At 41.7% G+C, this 11141-nt stretch carries 6 protein-coding genes and 3 pseudogenes; 4 read left to right on the forward strand and 5 right to left on the reverse strand.

Going from position 1 to position 11141, the window contains the following annotated elements; all coding sequences use genetic code 11:
* Positions 1-146 precede the first annotated feature (146 nt).
* A complete protein-coding gene (locus LC574_RS08715; protein ID WP_229452931.1) occupies positions 147-2114 on the forward strand; it encodes a CHASE2 domain-containing protein in 1968 nt (655 codons plus the stop codon).
* A gap of 27 nt (positions 2115-2141) precedes the next feature.
* On the opposite strand, the gene LC574_RS08720 is transcribed toward LC574_RS08715, so the two are convergent.
* Positions 2142-2465, reverse strand: coding sequence for a hypothetical protein (locus LC574_RS08720; protein WP_229452932.1), 324 nt, complete (start codon positions 2463-2465; stop codon positions 2142-2144).
* A gap of 625 nt (positions 2466-3090) precedes the next feature.
* Here LC574_RS08720 and LC574_RS08725 point away from each other — a divergent pair.
* Positions 3091-5829 carry a CHAT domain-containing protein gene (locus tag LC574_RS08725; protein WP_229452933.1) on the forward strand — a complete coding sequence of 913 codons (2739 nt, stop codon included), beginning with the start codon at positions 3091-3093 and terminating at the stop codon, positions 5827-5829.
* A 35-nt stretch (positions 5830-5864) separates the two neighbouring features.
* Here LC574_RS08725 and LC574_RS08730 read toward each other — a convergent pair.
* From LC574_RS08730 to LC574_RS08745, 4 genes and pseudogenes are all read right to left on the reverse strand, one after another.
* Positions 5865-6449, reverse strand: a pseudogene (locus LC574_RS08730) (RNA-guided endonuclease InsQ/TnpB family protein); the annotation flags it as partial.
* Positions 6450-6609: 160 nt separating this feature from the next.
* Positions 6610-7392 carry a DUF928 domain-containing protein gene (locus tag LC574_RS08735; RefSeq protein WP_229452934.1) on the reverse strand — a complete coding sequence of 261 codons (783 nt, stop codon included), beginning with the start codon at positions 7390-7392 and terminating at the stop codon, positions 6610-6612.
* 510 nt (positions 7393-7902) lie between these two features.
* On the reverse strand, positions 7903-8265 hold the full coding sequence (locus LC574_RS08740; protein ID WP_229452938.1) for a hypothetical protein: 363 nt from the start codon (positions 8263-8265) through the stop codon (positions 7903-7905).
* Positions 8266-9325: 1060 nt separating this feature from the next.
* Positions 9326-9433: pseudogene (locus LC574_RS08745) on the reverse strand (glycerophosphodiester phosphodiesterase); the annotation flags it as partial.
* Between the two features lie 69 nt (positions 9434-9502).
* On the opposite strand from LC574_RS08745, the gene LC574_RS08750 reads away from it, so the two are divergent.
* Entirely contained in the window at positions 9503-10567 is a 1065-nt protein-coding gene (locus tag LC574_RS08750) for a vWA domain-containing protein (RefSeq protein WP_229452940.1), read from the forward strand.
* 86 nt (positions 10568-10653) lie between these two features.
* Positions 10654-11141, forward strand: a pseudogene (gene ligA / locus LC574_RS08755) (NAD-dependent DNA ligase LigA); the annotation flags it as partial.

Genomic DNA, 11141 nt, shown 5'->3' on the forward strand with positions numbered 1-11141 from the left:
ATCGCTCAAAAAATGAAGTTGAGCGATCGCACTGTCCGAAACTACTGGATTAGACTGCAAGATTCTTTGGGTGTCTATGACGAACCTGGTAAAGAATTGAGAATTCAAATTGAGATCGCAGCTAGAAAAATCGGATTAATCAACTGATGAAATTTGGACTTTCGACTCAAAGCAATTTATGGAACAAACTTCACGAACAACTGAAACTCTGGCAAGAAGTAGTGCTGCCAGGACTCTCAGTGGTAGGATTAATTATGCTTGTTCGCTCAACAGGATTATTGCAATCGCAAGAGTGGCTCGCTTTCGATCAATTGCTACGGCTGCGACCTAATGAAGCCATTGATTCGCGGGTGGTAATTGTAGGTATTGATGAAGAAGATATCAATTATGTAGGTAGGTTTCCTATACCAGATCGGGAAATCGCCCAAATGTTGAGCATCTTAAATAGCTACAAACCCAGAGTCATCGGTCTTGACCTTTTTAGAGATAAAAGTAATTCGGCTGATGCAGAGCTTGCGCCTGCCTGGAGAGAGAATCCAAATCTGATTGGAGTTGAAGTAGCATTAAATCAAAAGCAATCTTTTAATATTAAACCACCGCCGGAATTACCTCCCGAACAAGTCGGCTTTGCAGATACAATAGTAGACCCAGATGGAAAGCTGCGACGTAGCTTAATGGCAAGTAAAACTTACTCTGGAGAACTAAAATACTCCCTACCTCTGCGTCTAGCACAATTTTATTTGCGCGAACAAGGAATAGAGTTTGCTCATGGCAGTCGCTCTTATGACCCCATCAAGTTCGGTTCTAGTCAGCTAGTTCGGTTTCTTCCTAATTCTGGCGGATATGTAGGAACTGATGCCAATGGCTTTCAAGTGTTACTTAATTTTCACTCTCATCCCCAACCTTTTCGCACCATATCTCTTAGAGATGTTCTCAATAAAAAAATTGATCCTAGCTGGATTAGCGATCGCGTTGTGATTATTGGCATGACTGCCCCCAGCATTAAAGATAACTTTATCACCTCCGCAGCCAAAAATACACTTTACACTAGGGCTTTAGGAGTTGAAGAGTCTGCTAATCAATACCAATGGATTTATGGTGTAGAAGTTCATGCTCATGCCACAAGCCAAATTATTAGTCATGTTTTAGACAAACGACCACTGTTAAAAGTATGGTCAGAAATTTGGGAGTATTTATGGATTTTAGCTTGGGGTTTACTCGGCATCATTCTGGGTTTAATTCTGCAATCTCCTGCAAAGACATTGTTTAGCCTTGGTGTAATTAGTATCGAAATCGTCGCAATTTGTTTTCTTGGCCTGGTTCTGGGTTGGTGGATTCCTTTAGTACCAACTTTGTTAGCTCTTACGAGTGCAGGATTAACGACATTTTTTTTTGACCGAGATTTAAGAGCGTTACTCGAACAGCGCAGTTTAACTCTGAAGCGCTCTTTTGAAGCAATTCACAATGGGCCTTTGCAAAGTCTAGCTGTGATATTAAGGAATCTTGGCGTAGAAGAGATAGAGGCTGAAAAATTGCGATCGCAACTTGAACAACTAAATCGAGAGTTACGAATTATTCCTGAGTATCTCAGTCAAGAAATGCTCAGTCGCAATCATAGTGTTTATTTAGAGGGAAATGAAGTTCTCGATTTGCAAACTCCCATTGCTGAGATGCTTTATTATGTCTACGACATTACCTTAAAAAGAAATTTTCAAGGGTTTGGATCAATTCTCAGTTTTATTCCTCCTAATTTTGAACCATTAGAAGATTGCCAACTAAGTCCAAATCAAAAGCGAGACTTATACCTTTTTTTACAAGAAGCTTTATGTAATGTAGGTAAACATTCCCAAGGAGCTACTCGCCTTGATGTAATTTGTACGCGATCGTCGAAAGAGTATTGCCTGCAAATAATTGATAACGGATTTGCAAATATATCTAAAAACTCTCAACGTGGCGGTCAGGGAACAGAACAGGCTCAAGATTTAGCTCGACAATTGAGAGGCAAGTTTCGACGATTTCCTCACTCTCCACAAGGCACTGTCTGCGAATTGACTTGGCCAATTGCAACTAGTTGGTGGCAACGATTTTTGTATTTAGGCAATTGGAAGCGTTAATTGAAGAAGAATTCAGCTATTCTGAATTCAGGAGTCAGCAATCTTGACGCTCGTTTTGACGCTAGCGATCGCACCTGTGTACTTGATCGCGGTGCGACAAAGTTTGAAGTACTCCAACACGACTTTGGAGTACCTCAACACGACTTTCAAGTACCTCAACACGACTTTGAAGTACCTCAACACGACTTTGAAGTACCTCAACACGACTTTGGAGTACCTCAACACGACTTTGGAGTACCTCAACACGACTTTGGAGTACCTCAACACGACTTTGGAGTACCTCAACACGACTTTCAAGTACCTCAACACGACTTTGAAGTACCTCAACACGACTTTCAAGTACTTCAACATGACTTCGAGGTATCTGTTGCTTATATAGCAGTCCTAAATCATTCGTGAGAATTTGAGATCGTTTTAACCCCCCTGTAGTCCCCCCGATGAAGAAGGGGGACGGCTCAGACATTGAGATCAAAAGTGCGATGCCTGCTCTGGGCTACGCCATCGCCTGATATTGTAGTTTGGGTTGAGGAACGAAACCCAACATTTTCTTTCTCTTTGTTGGGTAACACTAAAGTTCAACCCAACCTTGTATCTTAGAAATAGTAGTAGACCGTCCCAACCTTGGTCATAATAGACCACGCGGTAGGGGCACGAGCCAGCTCATACGTGTCAACTTAACGTAAAAACCATGTCCCGCAAGGAACTGAAGTTCCTTGCTAATAGCGAAAGTCATCTAAAGATGACTAAATAATCCGAAAAATTTTGAGTCTACTTTAGTAGACTTTAGCTATGAGCCCTGAAATTCATTTCTGGGCGGGCGTGGAAGCCAACAGATAAGCGATTTTTACTGGGCGGGCGTGGAAGCCAACAGATAAGCGATTTTTAGCTTAAGTTGACACCAATGAGCATTGCGCCATGCCCCTACGACAGATGTGGTTCAAATAAATGAAAACTGCTGTAAGTAATAAATCCACTTTTGAAAGTATTACTTTATGCCATCATGCAACCCTTGCCATACCGTGTTCGTCGCATTTGGGCAGTTCTCTTTCTGACAACGCTAACCTTGTGCTTATGGTTAGGGCATCCTTCCCTAACAATTGGGCATAAAGGAATCGCAGAGATAACAACAGCTAAATCGTCGCCTTTAACACAGCGAGTACAGCAAGGACTTGAGCTATATCAAGCTGGCGATATTCAAGGAGCAATCAAGTCTTGGGAAGCAGCCCTTTCTAATCAACAGCGTCACAGTAATGATTCTGAGGAAATAAATGTCCGGGCATACCTTGCCAGAGCATACCAACAAGTAGGTCAAATACCTGATGCGATCGCCCAATTAAAACTAGTTATTGCTTACTATCGTCAAACAAACGAGCCGATAAAAGTAGGGCGGATGCTGACAGAACAGGCTCAACTCTACAGTAACCTGGGACAGCAACGACGCGCAGTTACCATTTTGTGCGGTCAAAATCAAAGCAATGCAACCTGTAGTCCAGATAGTGCCATAGAAATTGCTCGTCAACAGTCAGATAATCTGGGCGAAGTAGCTGCTTGGGGTAGTTTGGGAAATGCTCATCGTCTCCAAGGCGAGTATGAGCAAGCTATTCAAGATTTTAAACGCAGCTATGAAATCGCCAAGCGCATCAATAATCAAACTTACATAGTATCTACCCTCAATGGTTTAGCTAATACTTACGCTAATCTGGCTAAGGGCAATGAACGCCGTGCTGAATTCGCCAAAGAGATAGGCGATCAAAAAGCTGCCGAAAAATTTCAGCAATCCACTCTTAGTAATGATGGGCAAGCTGTACAGTATTTTGAGCAAAGTCTGAATCTAGCTCGTAGCCAAAACGATAAAGTAAATGAACTGCGATCGCTACTAGGTCTAGTTAGACTTTACTATCGGCAAGATCGCCAGGATAAAGCCATAGTTAATAATACATTACAGCAAGCGATCGCCGTCTTAGAACAGGTGTCCGATTCTCATGATAAAGCCTATGCGGCAATTCAACTTGCTAATCTTTTACAACTCGTCAGCCATTCGGGCAAGTCGGTCAGTACTGAGCCAGCGACTCAATGCTTAGAGTCAGAATTTTTACCCAAGTCTGTTGAGCTACTCAATAAAGCCTTGTCTATAACTCAAAAAATACAGGATCGAGAGGCAGAATCTTTTGCCAAAGGCAGGTTAGGACACGTTTATGAATGTCTCCAAGATTACCAACAAGCTATAAATTTTACTCAACAAGCTCTTATTGGCACTGTTGCAAACGAGAGCCTTTACTTGTGGGCTTGGCAGGCGGCACGGCTATTTAGAGCCACAGGTCGGGTGAAAGAAGCGATTAATTTTTATGAACAATCTTTTAACAGCCTCAAAAGTATCCGCAGCGACCTTAGCTTAGAACAGCGAGATTTTCAATTTGACTTTCGAGACAATGTTGAACCAGTTTACCGCGAGTTGCTTGAATTACGCCTAGAGCAAACTGAGCATCTTGTTCAAGAATCTGATATTCAACAAAATTTGGAATTTGCCCTTCTAGCCATAGATGAGTTAAGGCTAGCAGAACTACAAAATTATTTAGGTAATGATTGTGCTTTAGCACTGATTCAGCAACCAGTCCCATTAATAGGAAAAAACACTGCTGTCTTTAGTTCGATTATCTTGAAAGAGCGCCTGGCGATCATTCTTACCTTGGCTGATGAGCATAAAAAATTGAAATCACGACTTGTTTGGGTGTCTGCTAACAGTCAGGAAGTCAAAGATGTAATCAATGACTTACGAATAAAACTAGAAAAACGCTCCGATTTGGAAAACAGTTATCAAGCCAGAGCAAAACAAGTGTATGACTGGTTCATTCGTCCTTTTATCAAAGATTTGGAAACAGAGAGAATCGAAACTTTAGTGTTTATCCAAGATGGAATTCTTCGGAGTATCCCGATGGGGGCGCTGTTTGACGGCAAGCAATTTTTGATTGAAAAGTATGCGATCGCCACTACCCCAGCACTAACTTTAACTAATACAATCCGCTATAACCCTGAAGAATTACGAATATTGGCTTTCGGCTTGACACAGGCAGCTACCGTTGAAACGGATGGGGGTGCAAAATTTTTTGAGCCGCTTAGTCAAGTTAAATTAGAGCTTAAAACTATTACAACGAGTTTACCTGAAAGCAAGGGCTTAGTAGATCAAGACTTTACACCTGAGCGCTTGCAACAAGAGTTAGAAAAAAATACTTACCCAGTAATTCATTTAGCAACACATGGCAAATTTGGTATTGATGATAGAGAAACATTCTTGGTAACTGGTAAAAAAGTTGAAGCAAATCAGCCAAAATCGAGCAGACCTGATACTTATAATGGAAAATTGACAATAACCGACCTTTATCAACTAATTAATAATACTAGCGATCGCAATAATCCCATACAGTTACTGACCTTGACAGCTTGTGAAACAGCAGTAGGTAGCGATCGTGAAACTCTAGGTCTAGCTGGTATAGCCATCCAAGCCGGATCTCAAAGTGCTATGGCTTCTCTATGGAAAGTTGATGATGCAGCAACAGCGCAACTGATTACCAAATTTTATCAAAACTGGCACAGTGGACTAAGTAAGGCCAAAGCTTTACAGGCAACTCAAATAGCTTGGCTACAAGCCCATCAGCAGCAACTCGAAAGTCATCCTGGATACTGGGCATCATTCATTCTCATTGGTAACTGGCTTTGACACTCCCCGGCGTGAACGCACGGGGATTCTTCTATCTACGAAACAGCTTGCTCTGACAGGATTGCTCCAATTAGAGTAGAGGCCGATTCTCCAGAAGCGTTGCTTGCGTCTAGCGCAAAGGTTCCAGTATGCCCTACTGTACCCAATCCAGAATTAAGAATGTTTATACCAGCGTTGTGATCCCTATCTAGCTCGCACCCACACTTACAAACGTGTGTGCGAGTAGATAGTGACTTTTTCACAATCACACCACAGCTAGAGCATTCTTGCGAGGTATACGATGGATTTACAGCAATAGTAATCCTTAAAAACACCTTGCCAAAATACTCCAACCACACCCTAAATTGATACCATCCGGCATCATTAATTGACTTTGCCAAACAATGATTTTTCACCATGTTCTTAATCCTCAAATCTTCGTAGACTACAACATCGTTTGATGTGATTACGCACCGTGCTAATTTCACAGCATGGTCTTTACGTTGCCTACTTATTTTGAGGTGAACTTTACCTAACCTAGATAAGGCTTTACGTCTATTGCTAGAACCTTTAACTTTTCTGGAAACCAGTCTTTGTGACCGTTTCATTTTCTCTTCCCCGGTTCGATAGAACCGAGGATTTTCAACTTTATTCCCTTATATTGCCGTCCTGGAAGGACGGGGCTTTTACCCAAATTTTCGGTAAAAATCCATAAAAAGCTTATTCCATAATACTTTTGACTTTTGACTTTTGACACTTCGACTTCGCTCAGTGTTAACTTTTGACTTCCGCCATACGGTACTAGCGTTGCAATTGATGAATTGCGCTTTTTGTAAGTTCTACTTTAATTTGTTCTTTTAGTCCTGTTTCAGATCCATTTGCTACCTGTTCTAAAAGAGACATCTTTAATTCTCTTAGCCTCGGCTCATCCTTTGAGGTTAAAGCAATTTCTAAAGTGTTGTACCACAAATTAGCTTGGTTATATAAAATTGCTTTGTTTAGCACGTTATTAGTCTGGGACAGCAGCTTGTTCAAATTTGCTTGAACTGGAACTACTTTCATTGCAGCTATAGCAAATGGATTGCCTGATGGGCGATTAGCGTCGCAGACTAATTCGACTTGCCAAAGATATCTTCGACCAACTAACAATTCTGGACTCGACAGAGATAAGACCATAATTCCTGGTGAACTTTTAAAATTTTCGTCTTTAATCTCTTTTACCAACTTAGATTGTTTAGTAGCTTGGTCATACTCATAAAGCCGAAACTCCATTTGCGAGGAGGCAGAATTGCTGATAAACCAAGCGAATGTAGGACGGGTTGCCAAGGTTTCCCCATAAATTTGGGAAGGTGCAAGCAAGATCAGGGCTGGAATGCTACTTAAAGATGTTTCAGACTGAGTTTCGCATCCTCTAGAGCCACCTGAAGTTCCCGTAGTCTGAGGTGGAGGATCGTTAGAATTATTGTTTTTTGCATCAGCTAAGGCTGTTGTAGGCATCAATAACAATAAGCTCAAGCCAATATCAATAGATGTAAAAAGGCTTTTACTCAAATATTTCTGGGAAGGGCGTAGTATCTGAGCCATGTTCTACCTCGATAAGTTGCTAGTAGTCTGTCAAGCCAACAATGACGGGTGAAGGTGGGGAGTAGGGAGTGGGGAGTAGGGAGTGGGGAAAGAGTTTTTTGTGTTTCTCAAATGTCTTGATATCCGTCAAAATATATTTGACACACTACTAGGATAAGTCTTAAGAACATATCAGGTTAAACAACCTATATTTTGCAGATGGGCTTGAAAATACGGTTGTGTTGCAAAAACCAGTGCTGGTCTGGTAAAAGTGCAGAAGGCAGATAATTCAGCAGCGAAAGATACCTCTATTCAAATGGCAACACTTCCATTGCAAAATTATTCTACTGTCTGTGGGCTGGTATGTGCGATATCCCGTCTCATATCGAAACATAGAACCCCCGATGCATTGGGGGAAAAAGAAATCTAGTTCCCTCCCCAATATATCGGGGAGCCACTGCGGTCTTGGTTGGGGTTTCCCCAAGTGGAGCAAGTGGCGTGAGGGTTAGGGTGGGGTAAAACCCAGATTTATCAAGCAACAGCCTCTTGCTTAGGCTTTCGCACCGGACGCTTGCGATCGCTTCGACGAACGCCCCCTGCCATTTTGTACTCATCGCTATTCTTGCCATACTTTGCAGCTACACTGAGTAACATGTGTTCTGTTAGTTCCATCAGCGACTTTTCGGCAAGTTCTAAGGCTCCCTGAGTCAGATCCACGGTGGAGAGGCTTGAGTTATAAGCTTCCAACTTGTCTTGCGTTGTTTTGATGACGGCTGCAAAGGAGTCAATTGTTACCCCATTGCCTAAGTTTAAGGTGGGACTGATCGATTTCAAAGCTGCAATCCGACGCTGTGCTCTATCAAGTACTTTAGACCCGCGTTTTGGACGTGACATAAATCACTTTCCTGTTATTAATAATGCGCCAGGACAAAAACTGAGTTCTACCCTGAACTGTACAGCACTAGGATAGACAGAATTAGGGTTAATTGACACCCGCATAATTCAGTATAAATTAATTTATTTATTACAAATATATTGAATTGCTTTATGTAAATTCTTGGAGGTTGCCCAAATTCAATCAACGACTGCCCAAATTCAATAAACGACTGCCCGAATTCAATCAACGACTGCCCGAATTCAATTAACGACTGCCCGAATTCAATCAACGACTGCCCGAATTCAATTAACGACTGCCCGAATTCAATTAACGACTGCCCGAATTCAATCAACGACTGCCCGAATTTAATATAGGAACTTAGCAAACTTGCTTTTATTAAAGACAAAAGCGAACGCAACAATTGAACCAATACAGCAATACGCTTGGGTTAAGGCTAAAACTATGTTACAAAGTCAATTTTTTTAACGAACCGCCAAGACGCCAAGGACGCAGAGAGAAGGAAGAAATGCTTAACTGAACTGTATTGACCAATACAGGACTTACGCAGCGATGATTAGTCATTGCGAGCGGAACGCAGTCAAGCGTTGCAATCACAAAATCTTCCAATTCAGAGCGAGTCCATGCGATTGCTTCGTCGTTCCTCCTCTCTACGAGACGCACTCGCGTTCGCAATGACAATTGTTTTCTCATGAACCAATACAGGACTTACGCAGCGATGATTAGTCATTGCGAGCGGAACGCAGTCAAGCGTTGCAATCACAAAATCTTCCAATTCAGAGCGAGTCCATGCGATTGCTTCGTCGTTCCTCCTCTCTACGAGACGCACTCGCGAACGCAATGACAATTGTTTTCTCATTAAAAAATAAAAACTGGGATGCACCCAATACTATCTAGTACGCCACGGCGTAAATAGAGCAACCATTTAAAATCCCTAAAGAGCTTATTCCATAACACTTTTGACTTTTGATTTTTGATTTTTGACTTCCGCCTTGCGGTACTAGTCCCCTCCCCAATATATCGGGGAGGGTTAGCTGAAACAAAAAGAAACCCCACACTCACTCTTATCGCTAATTCATAAGCAGCTAAAGTATGTTCTGGACGATAGCCACTAGCGCCTCGGTGAGCAATGATAATTAGAGGCTTACCTGTAAAATTTTTAACCATGATTGCGTGCCATTTGTAATTTTGTAAGTTAAAAATTGAATATTAATTTAGATTAATTTAGGTGAGCGGATGAGAAGTAATAACATTGAGATTGTTTTCAGTTTCGATACAACTGGAAGTATGTACCCTTGCCTTACTCAAGTACGGCGAAAAATCAAAAATACCGTTACCAGACTGATAGACGAAATTCCCTTGATTCGGATTGGGATTATTGCTCATGGGGACTACTGCGATGCAGGTTCAACTTATGTCACCAAAATATTTAACATATCCGGTGATGTTGATGCTATCTGTGATTTTGTGCAAAATGTTGAACCTACTGGTGGCGGAGATGCACCAGAATGTTACGAATTGGTATTACATGAATCCCAATCTTTATCTTGGTCAAAGTCAGCAACAAAATCACTAGTTTTGATTGGTGATGATATTCCCCATCCTCCAGCACACAATCCTAAAAAACTAAATTGGCGCAAAGAGTTAGATAAATTAGCTGAGGCAGAAATTACAGTTTACGGAGTTCAAGCACTCAATCGCCTTCATGCCACTCCTTTTTATCAAGAACTTGCAGAAAAGTCTGGCGGTTTTCATATCAACTTAGACCAGTTTTCGTATATTAGTGATTTGTTTTTAGCAGTTTGCTACCAACAATCTTCTAACGATCAGCTACAAGCTTATGAACAAGAAGTAATTGACCAAGGACGCATGAGCCGTGGGTTAAATAAAATATTTAACACCATGATGAACCGGGAAGCAACATCTTATTACGAATCGGCTGATTTACGGGCTGTTTCTCCAGGGCGTTTCCAGATTTTAGAGGTTGAACAAGATATTTCAATTAAAGCGTTTGTTTTGGAAAATGGTTTGAGTTTTAAAGTTGGGCGGGGTTTCTACGAATTTACAAAAACAGAAACTATCCAGGCTCAAAAAGAAATTATCTTAATGGATCGAGCAACGGGTGATTTATTTGAAGGAGGTGCTGCACGAGAAATGTTAGGTCTACCGATGGATGCAACGATTCGTATTAAACCGAGTAACCTAGAAAAGTATGTTGTGTTTGTCCAAAGTACCTCTGCTAATCGTAAACTGATTGGCAAAACTCGATTTTTATATGAAGTCGAAGACTGGGATCGCTAAATCCCAACGACTACAAGTCGCGGCTACCCAAACAAAGCCTGCTCATGCAGGCTATTCTATTTGCTAGGTATTTTGTAATAAGTCTAATGACCCAGATTAAGCCTGAAGTAAAACGTACAGAAGAATTGCGCCAGTTATTGCAACAAGCCAGCTATGCTTATTACGTTTTAGATGCTCCAATTATGGAGGATGCAGTCTATGACCAGCTATATCGAGAATTGCAACAACTGGAAATTCAGTATCCAGAATTGGCGACTCCCGATAGTCCGACTGTGCGCGTGGGTGAGCTTAAGCATACGCAGTTTACCTCGGTGCGGCATAATATCCCCTTGTACAGTCTGGAGAATGCATTTAATATCGATGAGTTGCAAGCCTGGGATCATCGTTGGCGGCGACAAGCACCGAAAATAGAATCGGTGGAATATGTCTGTGAACTCAAAATTGATGGTTCTGCTTTGGCTCTTACCTATCAAAATGGCATTCTAGTAAGGGGTGCAACTAGGGGTGATGGGGTGACGGGTGAAGATATCACCCAAAATGTGCGGACAATTCGCTCAATTCCCTTGCGTTTGAA

The sequence above is a fragment of the Nostoc sp. CHAB 5715 genome (assembly GCF_020829685.1).
Classification (GTDB): domain Bacteria; phylum Cyanobacteriota; class Cyanobacteriia; order Cyanobacteriales; family Nostocaceae; genus Nostoc.

What these genes read in the sequence shown, in the direction of transcription:
- LC574_RS08715 (WP_229452931.1), top strand. Translation starts at nt 147, where the DNA reads ATGAAATTTGGACTTTCGACTCAAAGCAATTTATGGAACAAACTTCAC.
- LC574_RS08720 (WP_229452932.1), bottom strand. Translation starts at nt 2,465, where the DNA reads ATGTTGAAGTACTTGAAAGTCGTGTTGAGGTACTTCAAAGTCGTGTTG.
- LC574_RS08740 (WP_229452938.1), bottom strand. Translation starts at nt 8,265, where the DNA reads ATGTCACGTCCAAAACGCGGGTCTAAAGTACTTGATAGAGCACAGCGT.
- LC574_RS08750 (WP_229452940.1), top strand. Translation starts at nt 9,503, where the DNA reads ATGAGAAGTAATAACATTGAGATTGTTTTCAGTTTCGATACAACTGGA.
- LC574_RS08735 (WP_229452934.1), bottom strand. Translation starts at nt 7,392, where the DNA reads ATGGCTCAGATACTACGCCCTTCCCAGAAATATTTGAGTAAAAGCCTT.